Origin of the sequence: Gardnerella vaginalis ATCC 14018 = JCM 11026 (assembly GCF_001042655.1) — a bacterium.
GTDB classification, from domain to species: Bacteria; Actinomycetota; Actinomycetes; order Actinomycetales; family Bifidobacteriaceae; genus Bifidobacterium; species Bifidobacterium vaginale.
This window is the reverse complement of sequence record NZ_AP012332.1, coordinates 603,188-622,808: the sequence shown is the minus strand read 5'-3', so window position 1 is coordinate 622,808 and position 19,621 is coordinate 603,188. Positions and strand designations below refer to the sequence as shown.

The 19,621-nt window shown below is 38.5% G+C and carries 13 protein-coding genes and 1 pseudogene; 4 read left to right on the top strand and 10 right to left on the bottom strand.

Annotated elements, in window-relative coordinates; translation table 11 throughout:
• The first annotated feature begins 6 nt into the window (after positions 1-6).
• Positions 7-1,116, top strand: a complete 1,110-nt coding sequence (locus GAVG_RS02335) for a type II TA system antitoxin MqsA family protein (RefSeq protein WP_009993737.1) — start codon at positions 7-9, stop codon at positions 1,114-1,116.
• A gap of 144 nt (positions 1,117-1,260) precedes the next feature.
• Here GAVG_RS02335 and GAVG_RS02330 read toward each other — a convergent pair whose 3' ends face one another.
• The 8 genes and pseudogenes from GAVG_RS02330 to GAVG_RS02290 form a co-directional block, all read right to left on the bottom strand.
• Positions 1,261-3,144, bottom strand: coding sequence for a cell surface protein (locus tag GAVG_RS02330; RefSeq protein WP_009993736.1), 1,884 nt, complete (start codon positions 3,142-3,144; stop codon positions 1,261-1,263).
• A 131-nt stretch (positions 3,145-3,275) separates the two neighbouring features.
• Positions 3,276-3,455: a hypothetical protein gene (locus GAVG_RS02325; RefSeq protein WP_004115478.1), complete on the bottom strand. Its 180-nt coding sequence runs from the start codon at positions 3,453-3,455 to the stop codon at positions 3,276-3,278.
• A gap of 119 nt (positions 3,456-3,574) precedes the next feature.
• Positions 3,575-3,802 (bottom strand): DUF3791 domain-containing protein, encoded by a 228-nt coding sequence (locus GAVG_RS02320; protein ID WP_004111475.1) that lies wholly within the window; start codon positions 3,800-3,802, stop codon positions 3,575-3,577.
• Complete coding sequence (locus GAVG_RS02315) at positions 3,762-4,061, bottom strand: DUF3791 domain-containing protein (RefSeq protein WP_004112558.1); 300 nt, start codon at positions 4,059-4,061, stop codon at positions 3,762-3,764. The genes GAVG_RS02320 and GAVG_RS02315 overlap by 41 nt, the downstream gene beginning before the upstream one ends.
• A gap of 207 nt (positions 4,062-4,268) precedes the next feature.
• Positions 4,269-6,448: pseudogene (locus tag GAVG_RS02310) on the bottom strand (InlB B-repeat-containing protein).
• A 218-nt stretch (positions 6,449-6,666) separates the two neighbouring features.
• Positions 6,667-9,027 carry a DNA gyrase/topoisomerase IV subunit B gene (locus tag GAVG_RS02300; protein ID WP_013399529.1) on the bottom strand — a complete coding sequence of 787 codons (2,361 nt, stop codon included), beginning with the start codon at positions 9,025-9,027 and terminating at the stop codon, positions 6,667-6,669.
• A gap of 108 nt (positions 9,028-9,135) precedes the next feature.
• Entirely contained in the window at positions 9,136-10,440 is a 1,305-nt protein-coding gene (locus tag GAVG_RS02295) for an RNA polymerase sigma factor (RefSeq protein ID WP_004112553.1), read from the bottom strand.
• 130 nt (positions 10,441-10,570) lie between these two features.
• Positions 10,571-11,521 (bottom strand): citrate synthase family protein, encoded by a 951-nt coding sequence (locus tag GAVG_RS02290; protein ID WP_004112552.1) that lies wholly within the window; start codon positions 11,519-11,521, stop codon positions 10,571-10,573.
• 178 nt (positions 11,522-11,699) lie between these two features.
• Here GAVG_RS02290 and GAVG_RS02285 point away from each other — a divergent pair, with 178 nt between their 5' ends.
• Complete coding sequence (locus tag GAVG_RS02285; protein ID WP_004112551.1) at positions 11,700-12,782, top strand: polyprenyl synthetase family protein; 1,083 nt, start codon at positions 11,700-11,702, stop codon at positions 12,780-12,782.
• Positions 12,783-12,872: 90 nt separating this feature from the next.
• Positions 12,873-15,194 (top strand): protein kinase domain-containing protein, encoded by a 2,322-nt coding sequence (locus tag GAVG_RS02280; RefSeq protein WP_009993776.1) that lies wholly within the window; start codon positions 12,873-12,875, stop codon positions 15,192-15,194.
• Positions 15,195-15,327: 133 nt separating this feature from the next.
• Here GAVG_RS02280 and GAVG_RS02275 read toward each other — a convergent pair whose 3' ends face one another.
• Entirely contained in the window at positions 15,328-16,017 is a 690-nt protein-coding gene (locus GAVG_RS02275; RefSeq protein WP_009993777.1) for a lysophospholipid acyltransferase family protein, read from the bottom strand.
• Positions 16,018-16,093: 76 nt separating this feature from the next.
• Here GAVG_RS02275 and GAVG_RS02270 point away from each other — a divergent pair, with 76 nt between their 5' ends.
• Positions 16,094-16,636 (top strand): hypothetical protein, encoded by a 543-nt coding sequence (locus GAVG_RS02270; protein ID WP_004112548.1) that lies wholly within the window; start codon positions 16,094-16,096, stop codon positions 16,634-16,636.
• A gap of 99 nt (positions 16,637-16,735) precedes the next feature.
• Here GAVG_RS02270 and secA read toward each other — a convergent pair whose 3' ends face one another.
• Complete coding sequence (gene secA / locus GAVG_RS02265; RefSeq protein ID WP_004115494.1) at positions 16,736-19,507, bottom strand: preprotein translocase subunit SecA; 2,772 nt, start codon at positions 19,505-19,507, stop codon at positions 16,736-16,738.
• Positions 19,508-19,621 lie beyond the last annotated feature (114 nt).

Here is a 19,621-nt window from a genome sequence, read left to right as displayed (position 1 = left end):
CTCATAATGAAAGATAATAAGACATTTTGCGAAGAATGCAGGAATAATGTTGAGTACTCAACAAAATCCGTTCCAATGACTGCATCTATTAAAGGAAAACAATATTCCTACACTGGCACAGAAGCGCACTGCAAAGAATGCGGCTCTGCTGTATATGTACCCGAAATTATTGACGCGAATCTTAGAGCATTGTATGACGAGTATCGTAAAGAAAACAATATTATTCCGCTTGACAAAATCAACGAAATACCTGCTAAATACTCAATAGGCAAGCGTCCACTTTCACTGCTTCTCGGTTGGGGTGAACAAACGTTTTCTAGATTTGCAGACGGAGACATTCCTTCAAAACAATATTCTGATATTTTGCTACGCATTTATAATGATCCGAAATATTACTTGCAATTATTAATCAGCAATAAGGATAATCTGAAATCTGCAATTAGTTACGAAAAAAGTTATAAAGCAACACAAAAACTAATACGCGAATTACAAAATAACTTTGCAAACAATAACTTTGATGGCAATAAGTCGAGTGACAAAATAAACAATGTAATACAATACTTGCTTATAAAGTGTGAGGATATAACTACCCTAGCCTTGCAAAAATCCTTATACTACATTCAGGGTTTTTATTTCGCTTTTTATAAATCATTCATATTTACCGATGATTGTCAAGCATGGATTCATGGACCTGTATATAAAGACGTCTATTTGCGTTATAAAGACTACACTTTTACTCCAATAGATTCACCGACAACAGAAATATCAGGAATTAAATCATCAGAAAAATTAGCGGATTACAAACATGTTCAAAAAAGTGATGTGACATTATTTACATCAGAACTAACAACCACACTATCAGCTACCGAAAAAGCAGTATGCGATAGCGTTATTGATAATCTTTGCTGCTACAGCGGTAAAGAACTTGAACGATTTACGCATCATGAGGAGCCTTGGATACTTACTCGCGGAAATCTAAAAACTAATGATTCATCAAATAAAATAATCAGCAAAAAGATAATTGGCGAATACTTCACAAAAATAAAAGAAAAATACAATATGATAAATCCAGATGATATTCGCCAGTATGCGAAAGATATGTTTGCCAGTAAATAAAGCGAAACAGAAACAAAACACAATAAAATCAAATTCCCCCTGCAAACAACCATACGAGTTACACAACAGGGGGAATTCTTGAATCACAATATCAACACAACATAACTTAGATTCTTACATAAAATCAACCTACTACATGCATATTTAATGCTTGCGGCGAGACTTGAACATAGACAAACCAAAACCAGCAAACAAAGACACAAACAAAGTACTTATAGACATAACCAGTGAAACACCAGTATCAGGCAAATGCTTAGCAGGAGCCTTAGCATTGTAATCCTCACCAGCATCAACAGCTTTAAAACTCTGCTCAACAGAATGCTCCACTGGCTTATCCGAAGAATGAACAGGATTCAACACAGGCTGCTCAACAACAGAATACTCTGGATTCTCAGGAACAATCTCAGGAAGAGGAATCCACGAATCGTCAGGCACATTAGGAACATCAGGAACTGGTATTGGCTCAGGTTCAGGAGTCACATCTGGCTCAGGAGCTGGAGTCGGAGTTGGTGTAGGTTCAGGAGTTGGAGATGGCGTAGGAATAGGGTGAGTTGGCTTCTTCTTCAATACAAAAGTAATAAATTGTATAGCAGTAGTCTTTCCAGTTTGAAGTCCGATATTAATATCTGCACTAGTTTTAGAATCCTGTTTATTTGAATCTACAACCCACTCGTACCCTTCAGGCGCTTTAACATTTGGCTTTACTGTATATTTTCCAGGTAACAAATATACAGCACCGTTAGATAAGTAGCCAGTAAAACTTTTAAGGAAAGTAGTACTAGACGATTTCATCATAGTAACTAAAGCTTCTTTGTTGCTTGTAGTAACATCACCACTCGTAGAAGCAAATTCATTGCCAATTTTCGCATTACCAGAATCTAAAAGCTCGTACTTTGCATTTGATTCAAATGTTCCATCAGACTTCTTATACTTAACGACCAACTGCGTAGGAATTGCTCTAAAAGTAACATAATAATGTTTACGTGTAAGACGCTTAACAGGCTTGCCATCCTTCATTTCATAAGCAAAGGAAAGATAGTGATTACCAGGATCTTCCTTAGTATCCTTATCGTTCGCAAACTCATGATTCTTGTTCTGAGGCTTATCAATGTCATTATCCCAATACACGTATCCTGGAATATTCTTACCAGTAAGATCAGTAAGTATAGGACGCTTCGCATATTTTATATCTGGATCTTTATCAAAAGACAAAATAGATGTCTTACCGTCACCACTATCTGTTCGATAGAAGGCTGCTTTATCAGTTATTACAGCAGAAGTACCAGAAATATCCGCCAATCCCGCAATTTCGTAAAATGGAACCGACGATATTAGAGTACCCTTCTTCTTGTCTGCATCAGTTAAAGATGGATGAGTGTCAGAATTTCCTCGCTGCTTTAACTTACCATCTTTATCTACCCCATTTGGATTCTTAGATCTATATTGCAAATCATCCACAAAATGGAACTGCGCATCTGCTGCAGAAAAATAACGATTATAACTTGTATTGCACCCAGCCTGATGACAATAAACATACACAAATTTAAATCTTTCAAAATTAAACTTATACTTATACGTGAGTTTTAAATATAAGTAATTTTTGAAAGCATACTCAGAGCGAATATCAATAGACTTTTTACAATTCTTTGCAACAGTATAACCATTTAATTCAAAATCAACTGGTTCAGCAGAAGCTGTAATTGTTTGTTCAGAGCCTGCATAAATACTACCATCTTTTGATATAGAACCATTTACAGACACACCCTGAGATGAAGTAATCTGTGACTCATTTTTGCCAGAAACATAATCATTTTTATATACTTTGTAAACAATATATTCTCCATCAACATTCTTTAAGAATCTATTTTTAACAATCTCACTTTTGGGATTAGGATTATCTGAAGTAGCAGCAGGCTTAAAATAAATTTTTTCTACAGAAGTTTCTTTATTCTTAAACGCTTTTTCAATCTCGTCATCTGAAATTACATCTGGAAATGGATTTGTGATTTTTTTAGTAGTATTATTCACATAAGTGTACTTAATTTGGTCATCATCTTCGCCAACTTTCTTATAGTTAGCAGCAGTATCAAATACAGGCGTTTCCTCAGGAGCACTTCTATCTTTATCAACAGATTTAGCATGTTCTGAGGAAGTGCTATCTAAAGCCCCCCCCCGGGTGTATTAGAAGTTGCGGCAGAAGAATTTACAGACGTATTAACACCAGAAGAAGCAGCTGAAGTTTCAGCAGCATTCGCACTTTGCGCTACGCAAAAAGCACACGCAGCAGTAGCAATACCCATCATAGCGCTAGTCAAAATTATATTAGTTCTCTTACCCATTTTTCCTCTTAAAGATATATAACGCAATAATGTAAAAACATACACACATTGTACGCTTTATAGTCGAAATACTAATGCAAGCATGATATATCACGCAATCGTTTAATTTATTACAAAAGTCATGCATTAACACACATTTTAGAATTATGCATCTCATCAAGCAGATCTTGAACCAAATATCCGTCGCTCATACAATGCATATCCGAAATACCATTACGCATCAAATCATAAGTGACGGAATGGTAAAATACGTCAAGCGCCTGTTCATAACTCAACCCAGCACGCTCAGCTAACAAACTTACAACCCTAGCATACTTCTTTTGCAACAAAATAGGATTCGCCTTCAAAATCCATCACTCCCCTAAAACTTGCCACACCTTTTTCACGCATAAAGGAAATAATGTCATTTGTAATATACTCTTTGCCTTGAGTATGCAAAACATCATAAGATGGAACAATATAAGACATAAGAATATTACTTTTCTTAGTCAAAGCATCATACGTATCTCGAGGGTTTTGATTAAGCTTATTTGCAACATTTTCAATACAAAATATTGCAAAATCAAGCTTATCTTTGTCAAAGACTTCTTGCTTATTACCAATCATAAACCCTCCTTTTTAAGATAAAGCACAATAGAACACTGACTTACAAAGTAATAATTCTTAAAACAAACCTTTAATACAGTTTACATCAAAAATCGCATATAAAATAAGGCTTCTAACTTGATGCTATAAAACATTAATCAGAAGCCTTATTCCAATATTCTTAATTCTTATACCGCGTTTATACGCGATTATATGCGATATTTGCGTTTAATGCTTGCGGCGAGACTTGAACATAGACAAACCAAAACCAGCAAACAAAGACACAAACAAAGTACTTATAGACATAACCAGTGAAACACCAGTATCAGGCAAATGCTTAGCAGGAGACTTAGCACTATAAGCCTCACCAGCATCAACAGCCTTAAAACGCTGCTCAACAGAATGCCCAACTGGCTTATCCGAAGAATGAACAGGATTCAACACAGGCTGCTCAACAACAGAATACCTTGGATTCTCAGGAACAATCTCAGGAAGAGGAATCCACGAATCGTCAGGCACATAAGGAACATCAGGAACAGGCTTCTGCTCAGGTTCAGGAGTCACATCTGGCTCAGGTTCTGGAGTTGGGGTTGGCTCTGGTTTCGGCTCAGGAACTGGAGCCGGTGTTGGTGTTGGTTCAGGAGCTGGAGATGGCGTAGGTGCAGGAGATGGTGTAGGAGATGTTTCTTTTACATACGACGCATATACAGTCATATCACTATTAGCTACAACAGTATCACCAGTAAACACATCCCCAGTTCCATTTTTATCCTGATACCAACCATTAAAAGTAAAACCAGCTTTAGTAGGATTAGCAGGCATAGACTGGTCAGTCCATTCATCACCACTAATAGACTTATTGTCTTGCACTTTTACTTGTGCATATTGAGTATCTCCATCCATAAAAGTAACTGTATGACCAGCAACCTCCCACTTAGGGAATACAACAAATGTGTGATTTGTAGAGCAATACTGCGTACCGAGTTTACTGCCAAATGTATTAACGCCCTTGTTATCCCTTATCAGCGCAAAAATATACGGATAATCAATAAATGGCTTAGTACCAAAATCCGAATACGCAACAGTTGTACTATTAATGATCTTTTTATCGTCATCACTCATACGGTCAAACGACGTGTATGGACGATTATCTGTTTTTTTAGCAACATAGAACTGCCAACCAACAAACTTGTAACCAGCTTTAACAGGAACCTTAGGTTTGCCATTTTCATCCGTTGGGAACTGAATAGCATTATCTTTTACACGAATACGCTCAAAAATATTATCCTTGTTATACTTGAAATTCCAGTTACCATCAGATCGATAGTTTCCGTCATCCTTTTTTGGCTGCTCATACGAGAAGCACTTGTCTGCCACAGACTCATCCTTCGCATAAACAATCTCCAAGGCATTTAGACGAAAATATTTATTTTGATAGTTTTTATTAGACCCTTTAGATGGATTCCACGTAAAGTGCGTGACATCAGGTTCAAACGATTGTGATTCATCTGTGGCAACATTGTTATACGTCACATAATACGGGCTTGGAACTGTGCTGTTTACCACTGACACTTCATAAGTATGGCTTGAATCATAACTACCCAAGCTTTTGGTTGCACTAGTAGCAGTATAAGGATCATAAGTTCCAGTAGTTGTTGCTACTACCTTGTTATCAGTTGTATCTTTTATCTGAAACTGGATATTCTTAAACGCGTCCTTTACGTCTTTCCTAGAAGAATCTAGCGTGGAACCAAAGTCCCAATTCTCAAAATTCAATTGACCAAAATCGCTATCGCTCTTAATAAATGCATTTTTATTATCTTTGTTCATGGTTTCCCAGCAAAGACTTACCTTAAGCTCAGTCGTTTGTGTTTGAGGTTTAGGAGTTTGATTAGGAGCTGGCTTACCACTAGCAAAAAGCGCTTGATTAAAAATTGTTGGTGAAACTGGAGCTTCCTCACCCTTAGACTTTGAATAAATATTTAATTCAGTCTTTGTATCAGTATTTACAACAGAATCTGCATTAGATTTAGTAGTAGTCTCAACTACAGAATTTACATTAGTATTTGCAGAAAGCTTGATACTAGACTTTACATTACTCTTAGTCTCAAGCTTGGATTCAGTCTTTGTATTAGAATTTGGTTTCGAATTCGTTTCAGGTTTTATATTATCTTTATCAGAAGAATCAGAAGGATCAGAAGACTTTATGCCATTTGTCTCAGAAGAATTGGTTTTTTGAGAAGAGCTATTTTCAATTGGGGGGGGGGGGTAGTAACTTTTGCAGTTGAAGTGCCAAAATCCACGTAAGTATCAGCAGCATTTGCAGTTTGAGCCATGCAAAAAGCGCAAGCAGCAGTAGCAATACTCATCATCGTAGTCGATAATAAAATCACAGTTTTCTTGTTCATTTTTCCCTCTTATAAAACAAATTCTAAGAAAATCAATAAATGCAAAATCCCAGATTCACTTCCACTATTGAAGCAAACCTGCATTCGCAATTATATCATAAAATCATTATAACTTAACTAAATGTCATAATGTAATTACAATTCAAAATTTGTAATACACATTATATAATGCGAAGAAAATTACAAATTAAGTAACTTAACGCACAAGTAAAACAAAATCAGGTATCGATTTTGGAACGATCGAAGTCGTCAGCGTTATCAACAATAAACTGCTTGCGCGGAGGAACATCATCACCCATAAGCAAATCGAATACTTCGCTCGCCTGCTGAGCATCTTCCATACGAATCCTTCTTAGCATTCGCGTTCTAGGGTCCATAGTGGTGTCTGCAAGCTGATCCGCATCCATCTCACCCAATCCCTTGTAGCGCTGAATATCGCTGTTAAAATCAATGCCCTTAGCTTGCAAATCATCAAGTTTTCCAGCCAATTCGTCATCGGAATACGTGTAAATATACTCGCCTTTGTGCTTTCCAGCGAGAGCAATTCTGTGAAGAGGCGGCACAGCAGCATAAACATGCCCGTTCTCAATAAGCGGACGCATATAGCGGTAGAACAGCGTTAGCAACAAAATACGAATATGCGCGCCATCAACATCTGCATCGGTCATCATAACAATCTTGTTATAACGCGCTTGCGAAATATCAAAACTTGCGCCCGACCCTGCTCCAACAACTTGAATAATTGCAGCGCACTCCTTGTTGGATAACATTTGCGCAAGACTTGCTTTTTGAACGTTCAAAATCTTACCGCGTATTGGCAAAAGCGCTTGGAAAGCAGAATTTCGAGCAGCTTTTGCAGTGCCTAGAGCAGAATCACCCTCGACGATGAAAAGTTCTGCAACATCATCGTTTCCAGGCTGGCAATCAGAAAGTTTTGGTGGCATTGAAGCAGACTCAAGTGCATTCTTTCTACGAGTAACTTCCTTAGTTTTACGCGCTTGAATACGCGCATGCATTTCGGAAACAATTTTTTCTAAAACTCTGGCAGACTGTTCTTTGAATCCTCGCTTGGATCCGCTAATCATTTCCCCAAATTGAGCGTCAGTCATTTTTGTAACGATTGGCTTAACTTGAGCAGTTCCAAGAACATCTTTAGTTTGACCTTGGAATTGAGGTTCAGCAATGCGAACTGTTACAACAGCCACCATTCCAGCTAGAATATCGTCTCGCTCAATCTTAGTGTTTGAATCTTTAAGATTTACTTTTAGCTTGCGAGCATTATCTTCAACAGCTTTACGAATTTGCTTAGTCAATCCTTGCAAGAATCCGTCTACGTGCATGCCTCCGCCAGGAGTTTCAACAACGTTTACGAAACTAATAATCGTTGAATCGTAGCCATTTACCCAGCGCATTGCAATGTCAACGCCACATTTACGCGTCACTTGCTGAGCATGTAAATCTCCAGCAGAATCAACAGCTTGTGTCTCCTCTACATACGTATCTTCGCCAGAAATACGCCAAATATCTGAGACTGCTTGACCCTTTGAAAGAAAATCAACGAAATCTCTTACTCCGCCGTTATGCAAAAATTCAACCACTCGAGGATGATGCTTATTTTGCAATTCTCTAGAAGACTCACTATTTGCAACAGATTGCGCAGTGGTTTCTTCTGATTCGCCATCAGATTCAGATTCTTCTGATTCATATTCAGATTGATTTAGCTCATTAGATTCATTATCTACGGTTGCTTGCGATTCATCCTTAAAAGCCAAATCATCTGTTAAATCACTAATATTAGCATTCGCATCATCACTAGCGCTAACATCAATCTCTTGAATATCGCTAAATTCGCCTTCTGGTACGTGTTCGTCAATAACAGTAATGCGCAAGCCTGGAACCAAAAAACTAGTTTGACGAACTCGATCAATTAACTGTTCATAACTAAAGCGAGCTGTTGAGTTAAAAATCTCAGGATCAGCCCAATAGCGAACTCGAGTACCTGTAGTTTTTGGCGAAACAGTACCAATAATCTCAAGCTCAGTAGGCTTGTTCTTGCGAGTGCGCTTAAACGGAGAAGCTGGAGACGGATGCATTGAATCTGCGTCACTATAAACTCCAGGATGACCCTGATGGAAAGCCATGTGATGCGTTTTACCATCACGATCAACTTCAACATCCAATCGCAAGCTCAACGCATTTACAACAGAAGATCCAACGCCATGCAAGCCACCTGCAGCATTGTACGAAGCATTACCAAACTTAGCTCCAGCATGAAGCTTAGTTAAAACGACTTCAACACCTGTAAGTTTTGTTTTAGGCTCTACATCTACTGGAATACCACGTCCATTATCTGCAACTTCAATAGAACCATCGTCGTGAAGAGTGACGATAATATGGTCACAAGCCCCAGCTAAAGCCTCATCAACAGCATTATCAATGATTTCCCAAAGGCAATGCATTAAACCTTGACTATCAGTGGTGCCAATATACATGCCTGGGCGCTTTCGTACAGCATCCAAGCCTTCAAGCACAGTCAAACTGTCGGCATCATACTGTTCTCGATCTTTATTAGAGACCACTTCTACCCCTTGTACAACACGAATATTAAGCAACCACTAAGCAATAAGTGTCGCATCCCTGCTAAACAAAGCAACAATACGACACTTTACTTGTTAATTATTCTAAAATCACTGATCTAAGAAGTCACGCAAAGTTTGCGATCTAGAAGGATGGCGCAACTTAGACATTGTCTTAGACTCAATCTGACGAATACGCTCACGAGTAACACCATATACTCGACCAATATCATCCAAAGTCTTTGGCTGACCATCTTCCAAACCGTAGCGCATTTTAATAACGCCAGCTTCCCTAGGAGACAAAGTTTCAAGAACTTGTCTAAATTGTTCCTGAAGAAGCGAGAATGCTACAGCGTCCGATGGAGCGATTGCATCAGTATCTTCAATCAAATCGCCAAACTCAGAATCACCATCTTCACCCAAAGGAGTGTGCAAAGAAATTGGCTCACGACCATACTTCTGTACTTCTTGCACCTTTTCAACAGGCATATCAAGCTCGCGCGCAAGCTCATCTGGCGTAGGTTCGCGACCCAAATCTTGAAGCATCTGGCGCTGAACTCTAGAAAGCTTATTAATAACTTCAACCATATGCACTGGAACTCGAATAGTACGAGCCTGATCTGCCATAGCACGAGTAATAGCCTGGCGAATCCACCAAGTAGCATAGGTTGAGAACTTAAAGCCCTTCTTCCAATCGAACTTTTCTACTGCGCGAATTAAACCAAGATTACCTTCCTGAATCAAATCAAGGAAAAGCATGCCTCTACCTGTATAACGCTTTGCAAGAGAAACCACAAGACGCAAGTTTGCTTCAAGAAGATGATCTTTAGCTTTCTTACCGTCTGCTGCAGCCCACTTAAGCTCACGCTTACGCTTAAACTCCATTTGGTCAATTTGCGTATCAAGCAAATGCTGAGCATACAAACCAGCCTCAATACGCTCTGACAAATCAACTTCCTGCTCTGCGTTAAGCAGGCTCACGCGACCAATCTGCTTTAAATAATCCTTAACAGGATCCGCTGTAGCGCCAGTGGCGATTACTCGACGCTTAGGATTTCCAGAAGGCGTAAGATTATCGTCGTCATCATCATCTCGAACAATAAAAGCACCTTTTGCTTGTGGAACTTGTGGCGCTTCTTCTTTATTATCGTCAGAATCTTCGGAATCTTCATCATCTGGAATGTCATCCAGATTATTCATATCGTCAACGTCATCTAAATTGTCAACATCGTCTACATCAAGATCATCATGGATTTCATCAAAATCTTCTAAATCCATATGTTCTTCATCTGTATCCATGTCTGCATCAACGTCAACATCTACATCTTGATCATCAACATCTTCTGACATTTTAAATTCCTGATTTTCTTCCTTGCCCATCTTGGAATCGACAATAGATGTATCTTCGCTCGCCAAACTTTTCCTCCTGTAGATTCCCTGCTATGTGCAAAGTAATCCGCCATATTAAGGCATTCATCATACCTTGCTATGCCCTTTAAAGGCATCTCACTATACCACAAAGGCATAGTTATGGCAAGGGCAACTTTTACTTAAGAAGTAAATCATCTTCTAAGGACGATTTTTTCTGCTTCCCTACTTGCGGCGTGGCGAATTTTCTACACCATGCTGGCTCAACATGACTTTTGTATGCATTATCCACAATCATAGCCATAGAACAATCAGGATCGATTTCTAGCGCCATTGAAACGTATCTTTCAACATCTCCTAGCTTAAACCACCAGCTTATATAAGACATTAATGCGTAAACTTGTACTTTTAATTTAGGATTATTATCTACAACATAAGTCATAGCTTTTAGCAAGTTAACAACGTCTAGCGCTTTACAAATATCAGGCAACTCATATTCTTCGTTAAATTTTTCTTCTAGAAAATCTCTTAATTCCTTAGATCTTTCTTTTTCTCGTGGAGCTAAAGCTAGCACGAGTAGATCATTTATGTTGTAATACTCGCCTTTACTGTCTAGTAAAGACACAAGCAGAGTATCTCGAACATTAATGTTATTTAGCATTGCAATCGGCAACATTATTAAGTCATAACCCACAATATTGCCGTCTTTTTTAGAAACCATGTTATGCCAGTTTCGTATAGATTGTGTAACAAAAATATCATAACTTGAAAATACAGCTTCCTCTTTTTTAACATTCAAATTTTTGCTCATATAATCTATGCCTATGTATTTTTCAAAAAGATCTGGCGTTAAATCTCTAAGACATTTAATCCAATAATCTTCATAATTATGATGTTTGTTAATATAATCTTTAGGAATATCTAAAACTGTCATACATTCTTTTGGAACATTACTGATATTCACTTTTTCTATACTATTTCCAGCAACACAAGTCATAGCAAAGTACTCTTCAGATATTCCGCAAAACGTACCTGCAGCATATAAATTTGTTAATTCTTTCAAAGTTGAATATTCATGATCATTATCTTCAAAAACTTGCTTGTTTTTCAATTCACTTTTTATTTGCATAATTCCTCCTTATTTTGTTGTGTTTTTATACTGTTTTTAACTTGGTAATAAGAGTTTTGCAGCAGAAACAAATTAGTGCAATAAAAATAACGCAATGTGGTTAAAGGCTATAAAATCCTAGAAAATACTAGAAAAATACTCATTTTGTAATGTCTAAGGCATGTGGATAACTCTTAATATGAGTTTAGATTCGCAAAAGTCATGTATAGAGACGCGTATAAGCGAATTAATTTATGACCAATTTAATTCTTTAGCTTGTAAAAACCTTATTTCTAGTTGTGATAAAACACTTAAAGATGTAGTGAAACAAGCAATTTCTTCTAGTGAAGGCGGCAAAAGACTCAGAGCTTACTTAGCTTTAGAAGCTTTCGATGCAGTACGCGGTAACTGCTCTAAAGACACTGCATATTGCGCAATGCTAGATGTTGCATGTGCTTTAGAAGTCTTTCAAACTGCAGCACTTGTACATGACGATATAATCGACGAATCTGCTTTAAGACGAGGAAGACCAAGCGCATATTGCGCATTGAGCAAAGCATGCAATAGCAAGCATATCGGCATTGGACTTGGATTAATGCTTGGAGATATTTTAGCAACTCAAAGCTTTGACATAACTAGAAAAGCATGTACTAATTTGCGCAATCCTCAAGAAGTTTTAGGCGAGTTTGCAAATATGCAAAGAAATGTTGGTATTGGTCAAGTTTTAGATCTTTCCATAGAAATGATGAGCCTTAAAAATCCAAAGAAACTAGCAGAATCCTCAATAAATGTTTTTCGTTGGAAAACTGCAAGTTACACAACTATAGCTCCACTTGCGCTCGGATTTTTATCTGCTGGACTTAATAAAAATTACGCTATTAAGTTGGCGAATGATATTGGTGAACCATTGGGAATTGCTTTTCAGATTGCAGATGATCTTATTGATATTGTTTCAGATTCTGCTCACACTGGAAAGCCTATTGGAGGCGATATTCGAGAAGGTAAACGCACTGTCCTTTTGGCTGATGCTCTAGATCTTTCTTCAAGCGAAGACCGTCTATTTTTGATAGATGCTTATAACTCTAATAATCGCAATGAAGATGATGTTAATAGGATTATTAACATTTTCAATCAGAGTGGTGCTATAAGTAAGTCTAAAAAGCGCATTCACAATCTTTGGGTTGAATCGCAAGAAAAAATAGATAACAGTACATTATCTGAATTTGGAAAATCCATATTGAACGAGGTTTCTAGCAAATTCATTCCTAGAGAATGGCAGTAAAATCACTGATATACTAAATATTTAGTGGATACTGTATTGCCTGTACACTTTTAGGTAGTTGGTTTAATACGCGTATAAGGGATTTACTACATGAGTGAAGTTCAAGCGCAACCAGGAATGTGTATTGAGAATCGCTATCGCATAATGCGGAAGATAGCAGAAGGCGGCATGGCTACCGTTTATCAAGCGCAAGATGAGCGTCTTAATCGCCCAGTTGCGCTTAAAATCATGCATACTCAACTAGCTCAAGGAATACATAGAGAGCAATTTATTGCAAGATTTAGGCGTGAAGCTACATCTGCCGCTGCAATAGCGAATCCTCATATTGTTCAGGTTTACGATACTGGTGAATTTGAAGGGCTTGACTACTTGGTGATGGAATATGTTCATGGAGTAAATCTTAGATACGAAATGAACAAATATGGCACATTTAGCCTAAAAGACACTCTTCGAGTTCTCGCGGAAACTTTAGATGGTCTTGCATCCGCACACCTTGCTGGTGTTGTACACAGAGATATTAAACCAGAAAATATTCTTATTAACGACCGCGGTCACGTGCAAATAACTGATTTTGGTCTTGCTCGTGCTATATCGCAAGCTACACTTTCTTCTACTGGTCTTCTTCTTGGAACCGCCGCATACCTAGCTCCAGAAATGATTGAAAAGAATCTTGCCACTCCTCAAGGAGACTTATACTCTGCTGGAATGATGGCTTGGGAAATGCTTGCTGGGCGTGTTCCCTTTAGCGCAGATAATCCTGTTACGCTTGTTTTTAAGCATGTTCATGAAGACACTCCATCTATAAAAACAATTTGTAGCGATATCAACTCTTCTATAGCTGATTTTCTTGCATCTATTACTGCTCGAGAAATGGAAAAAAGACCGAGTGACGCTTCTAAAGCACTTAGTATGCTTAGACAAATTTGCGCTAATATGCCTAAAGAAGATTGGCAATATAAGTTTAATCCAAATTACGATAATGAAGATCAACTTTTAAATACGACTTTAGACGCAATCAAAACTGAAAATAGAATGTCTGATTCAGATAAATTCGATAAAAGAAATTACTCTAACATACCTCTTCCTCCTAATGCGAACGATGCGAATAATGCTGATAAAGTTAGTAAAGAGAATGTAAATCAGAGTACTTCTAATCCTAACAATATTGGAAATGAGGTATTGTCTAAAACTAAAGACATTGATAAAACAACTGATATTGATAAAACAACTGATATTGATGCAACTATGACAATAGTTCAAAAAAACAGTAACACTGATTTTAACTATTCCAATAGTCAAAATTCTTCAAACAGTGTGAATCAACTTGAAGATTTTAATGATAGCAATATGCTAACTATTGCTATGCGTGCTCCTCAATTTAATAAGAATGATTTAAGCACTGACGGTAAAAGTCAAAACTCTAATCATAAAAAATTACACAATAAAGTTGTTATTATAGCTGTTAGCAACGCGGCAGTTGTTGCAGCAGCAATCGCATTTGGTTCTTACTGGTATTATCTAGGACCTGGAAGCTACTGGTCTTTGCCGAAACCAAATACGCAGTCATGCAAAACACAAGAAGCTTGCAAAATCACAAATATTCCATGGTTTGATTACGAGCAAACTCTTAAAATATCCAATATTCCTTATTCTGTTCAAAAAGAATTTAGCGATAATATACCTTCTGGAAACATTATTTCCACTAATCCTGATTTCAGTGGCGGTCATGTATCTAAACACGGAAATAATAAAGTTCATGTTATTGTGTCAAAAGGAATACGACAATCTACAATTCCTGAAGATATTATCGATCCAACATCAACAACTGGTAAGAATCCTATAAAAGCTTTACGCAAAGCTGGTTTTACTTCTATTAATCACAAAGAAAGCAACGACGTTTATTCATTAGATGTTCCTAAAGGCTGTGTTGTAGAAATTTCTCCAACACCAGGAATGCAAATGAATCACAATAAGAACATTACTGTTGTATTATCTAAAGGTCCTATGCCTGTTTCTATGCCAGATGTTGTTAACCGAACAAAAGAAGATGCGGATAAAGCATTTAACGACGCAAAACTTGTTCCAACATACAGTGAAGAGTTCAATGATACCGTTGAAAAAGGCAAAATTATTAGCACATCTGTAGAAAAAGGAGCGCAACTTCATTGGGGAGATAAACTCAATGTCGTTGTTTCTAAAGGTCCAAGAACTGTTACTATGCCAGATGTTCGCAATAAAAATGCTAACGACGCTCGAAAAGCTCTTGAAGCCCTAGGACTAAAAGTAAATGTTTCCGCTCCGCTTGGAGACTTTATGCACACGGTAAGATTCCAGTCTGTAGCTCCTGGTACACAAGTTCGTGTTCTTGATGAAAGAGGAAACCTAACAGTTGTTACATTAACCGTTATTTGATTTATACAAATAACGTAGGTAATGCTACACACACATTGTATAAAATGTTGTATGAAATGTTGTGAGTTATGTTGTAGGTTGTTTGAATCAAAATATTTTTACTCAAATAATCTACAACAAACAATTTACCAGCTTATTTCGCTGATTCTGCCATAATACGCTTTTTAACGGTTTGAGCATATTCGTCAACATATTCTTGACCGCTCATTTTTTGAATTGTCTTGGTTACTCTATCGGTAAGCTCACGAAGAATATCGTGCGTAATATCTTCTGGATTCATTTTTTCAACTTCAATAGGCTCGCCATAAATAGCCTTTGTATAGCCCTTTGCAGGCATAACCTGACCATGCCTTTGCAATTCCCTAGTACCAATAATCGCAACTGGAATAATCGGGCATCCTGTTTCCAAAGCTAAGCGAGCTGCACCAGTATGTCCCTTATACAATCTTCCATCAGGACTTCTAGTTCCTTCAATATGAATTCCAAAAAGCTGTCCATTTTCTAATATCTCACGAGCATGATTCAATGCCCCAAGAGATTTAGAACCTCCAGAACGATCCACTGGGAATACGCCAACGGACGTAAACCACCATTTTTTAAAGCGACCCTTTAATCCTTTGCCTTCGAAATACTCGGCTTTACCCATAAAATGAATCATCCTAGGGCATGTGAGAGGCAAAAGTGCATCGTCAATCACGGCAAGATGATTTGCGGCAATAATAGCCCCACCTTTTTTAGGAATGTTGTTAACGCCTTGAGCAGTAGGATTAATCCGTAAACGCGCAATAAATCCAAACCCCTTTACAAAGAACCAATACAACATTCTAAAAACCCCTTCTAGCAAGAGTTACTAAAAGCGAATCATTACGCAATCAAGCAGACTTGCTACAGTATAATTTATGACTTCTTCTAAGAATACCAACTCCCCTCACCCTGAGGACAAAAACTCAAACAACAATAATGACGATTCTTTTGGCGATAATTCTTTTAATGAGAATTGGTCTGATTTTATTAGAGATCATGCAGAAGATTTTAAAGAAATAGAGAAATCTAAAAGTGCGAAAATCTTTAAAAAACGTATTAGTCAGGCGACAAAACCACTTACTAAAATAGCGTCATACAATAATGCTGGTCCAAGAGATAACGTTAAGACCAGTTGGTTAGATGTTGATGAAACAATGGATTCTTACGGAGACGATTTTGTTCCACCAAACCCACATTTTAAGAATATTTCTATTACCCTCATAGTTTTATGGACTATTCTTATTCTGGGTATTTTGGGCGTAATTCTTAGCGTCTTAGTGCCATATTTCGCAGCATACTCAGGTACTATAAGCGCTTTTCTGTTTCTTGTTGGATCTGCAGGCTTACTTATGAGTAGAAAGAAAAATTATACTTCTAGTGAAGATTACAACGACTACGGAAAAGGCGCACGAGTTTAAGTGCATTTATACAAAAGAATGAGGCTGATGTTAAAGCACCAGCCTCATTTTTTAAAGATTACAACTTAAAATTTAATCTTCGTTTAAACTAAAATTATTTTAATCCTCATTCTGACCATGGCATAACTTGTACTTTCTGCCAGAGCCACATGGGCACTCATCATTCTTGTTCGTTCCTGGGAAGGTACGACCATCAGCCCAAGGAGTCTTCCATTCTTCAACCTTTGGACGCTTACTCAATGGCACTTCACCATCAGCATGGCTCATAGGAGCAGGACCAACGATTCCAGAATGCTCATCTTCTTCTTGTTCTGCTTGCTGAATATCGGCATCAACATAAGAATCATCTTGGTTTTCAGTTTCCGCAACAATCTGCTCGAGATTCATACGGAATAGAAGCTGAATAGACTCTTCCTTAATTGCCTCAATCATTGAGTTATACATCTGGAAACCTTCGCGCTGATATTCAACCAGAGGGTCACGCTGACCCATACCGCGCAAACCAATACCATCCTTCAAATAATCCATCTCATAAAGATGTTCACGCCACTTTCGATCAAGAACAGCAAGAACAACTCTACGCTCAAACTGGCGCAAGTTATCAGAACCCATTCTTTCTTCAAACACAGCGTAAATAGTAGTAACGCCATCTACTATAGTGTCTCGCAAAGCTTCAACAGCTTTTTCTCCCTTAAGAGACTCAATCTGCAGGCGAAGCTGATCCCAATCCAAAATAATTGGCATAACAGCATTAACAGCGTCTTTAAGACCTTCCCAATCCCAGTTCTTTGGCTTATCAGAACCGTTCATAGCTCCGCGAACATAGCTATCGGCAGTATCTTTAATAAACTTCAAGATATCTTCATGAATATCTTCACCTTTAAGAACAATCTGACGTTCTGAATAAATAACAGTACGCTGCTTATTCATAACATCATCGTACTTCAAAACGTTCTTACGCATTTCAAAGTTACGCGCCTCAACAGTCTTTTGAGCCGTGCGCACGCCATTAGAAACATACTTAGATTCGATTGGCTCACCTTCTGGCAAGCCCTTAGCCATAACACGCGCAACAAGCTGAGTGTTGAACAAACGCATTAAGTCATCTTCCAAGCTTAAGTAGAAGCGCGATTCGCCAGGATCACCCTGACGGCCAGAACGACCTCTAAGCTGATTATCAATACGACGAGATTCGTGGCGCTCAGTGCCTAAAACATATAAGCCACCAAGCTTCTTAACTTCTTCGTGCTCGTCTTTAACTTGTTCCTTAACTTCTGCCAAAACACCTGGCCAACGCTTCTCGTACTCCTCTGGAGTATCGTCTGGAGAATAGCCTTCTGCTTTAAGCTTTGCATCTGCCAAAAACTCAACGTTTCCGCCAAGCATAATATCTGTACCACGACCTGCCATGTTTGTAGCAACAGTCACAGCACCCTTACGACCTGCAACAGCAACAACAGCTGCTTCCTTAGCGTTTTGCTTAGCATTCAACACTTGATGAGGAATACGAGCAACATCCAAAAGCGAAGAAACGATTTCGGAAGATTCAACCGATGCAGTACCAAGCAAAACAGGCTGACCCTTTGCATGACGCTGAGCTACGTCTCGAACAATCGCAGCAAGCTTTTCCTTCTTAGTGCGGAAGATCAAATCATCCTTATCCATACGAATAACTGGACGGTTAGAAGGAATTGGAAGAACGCCAAGCTTGTATGTTCCCATAAACTCGGCAGCTTCCGTTTCTGCAGTACCAGTCATGCCAGCAAGCTTGTCGTACATGCGGAAGTAATTTTGCAAAGTAATAGTTGCAAAAGTCTGATTTTCTGCTTTTACTTCAACATTCTCTTTAGCTTCAATCGCCTGATGCAAGCCTTCGCTATAACGACGACCTGGAAGAACACGGCCAGTGTGCTCGTCAACAATCAAAACTTCGCCATTAGTAACAACATAATCGCGATCAAGAAGGAACAATTCCTTAGCTTTCAAAGCATTGTTCAAGTAGCCAATCAAAGCAGTGTTGCTTGGCTCGTAAAGATTATCAATACCTAAATAATCTTCAATCTTTGCAATGCCTGGATCCAAAATACCAGCAGTCTTGCGCTTCTCATCAATTTTGTAATCAACATCGCGATCAAGCTTTAGAACAAGCTTTGCAAACTCGCGATACCAACGCGTAACATCACCTTCGGCAGGTCCCGAGATAATAAGTGGCGTACGAGCCTCATCAATAAGAATGGAATCAACCTCATCGACGATTGCATAGTGATGACCACGCTGAACAAGATCGCCCTTTTCCCAAGCCATGTTGTCTCGCAAATAGTCGAAACCAAACTCGTTGTTTGTGCCGTAAGTAATATCTGCGTTGTATTGCTTCCTGCGCTCTGGAGGCTGCTGATCTGTAATAATGCATCCAACGCTCATGCCAAGGAACCTGTAAATACGACCCATAAGCTCACTTTGATAGCTAGCAAGATAGTCGTTAACAGTAACAACATGAACGCCCTTACCTTCCAAAGCGTTCAAATAGCTAGGCAGTGTTGCAACAAGTGTTTTACCTTCACCAGTCTTCATTTCTGCAATATTGCCCCAATGCAATGCTGCACCGCCCATGAGCTGAACGTCAAAATGACGCTGACCAAGAGTACGCCTTGAAACCTCTCTTACTGTAGCAAATGCTTCTGGCATTAAATCATCAAGTTTTGCACCATTGTCTAACTTCTGCTTGAATTTTGCCGTTTGCCCTTTAAGCTCTTCATCGGAAAGCGCAGAAATCTCATCTTCTAGCGCATTCACAGCCTTTGCAACATTCTCAAGGCGCTTCAATTGACGGCCTTCACCCATGCGCAAGGCTTTATCGACGATATCTACCACGTTTAGCTCCCTTAGGTCGTGTCTATTATTCGGCTAGCCAATATAGACGTAAACTGTGCCTATATTACGCGACGGCTGCGATTTTTATAAGATAGCGAGTCTGACACTACGCAC

Coding starts and splice junctions, on each gene's coding strand:
- GAVG_RS02285 (WP_004112551.1), top strand. CDS start 11,700: ATGAGTTTAGATTCGCAAAAGTCATGTATAGAGACGCGTATAAGCGAA.
- GAVG_RS02275 (WP_009993777.1), bottom strand. CDS start 16,017: ATGTTGTATTGGTTCTTTGTAAAGGGGTTTGGATTTATTGCGCGTTTA.
- GAVG_RS02315 (WP_004112558.1), bottom strand. CDS start 4,061: ATGATTGGTAATAAGCAAGAAGTCTTTGACAAAGATAAGCTTGATTTT.
- GAVG_RS02335 (WP_009993737.1), top strand. CDS start 7: ATGAAAGATAATAAGACATTTTGCGAAGAATGCAGGAATAATGTTGAG.
- GAVG_RS02280 (WP_009993776.1), top strand. CDS start 12,873: ATGAGTGAAGTTCAAGCGCAACCAGGAATGTGTATTGAGAATCGCTAT.
- GAVG_RS02325 (WP_004115478.1), bottom strand. CDS start 3,455: ATGGGTAAGAGAACTAATATAATTTTGACTAGCGCTATGATGGGTATT.
- GAVG_RS02270 (WP_004112548.1), top strand. CDS start 16,094: ATGACTTCTTCTAAGAATACCAACTCCCCTCACCCTGAGGACAAAAAC.
- GAVG_RS02290 (WP_004112552.1), bottom strand. CDS start 11,521: ATGCAAATAAAAAGTGAATTGAAAAACAAGCAAGTTTTTGAAGATAAT.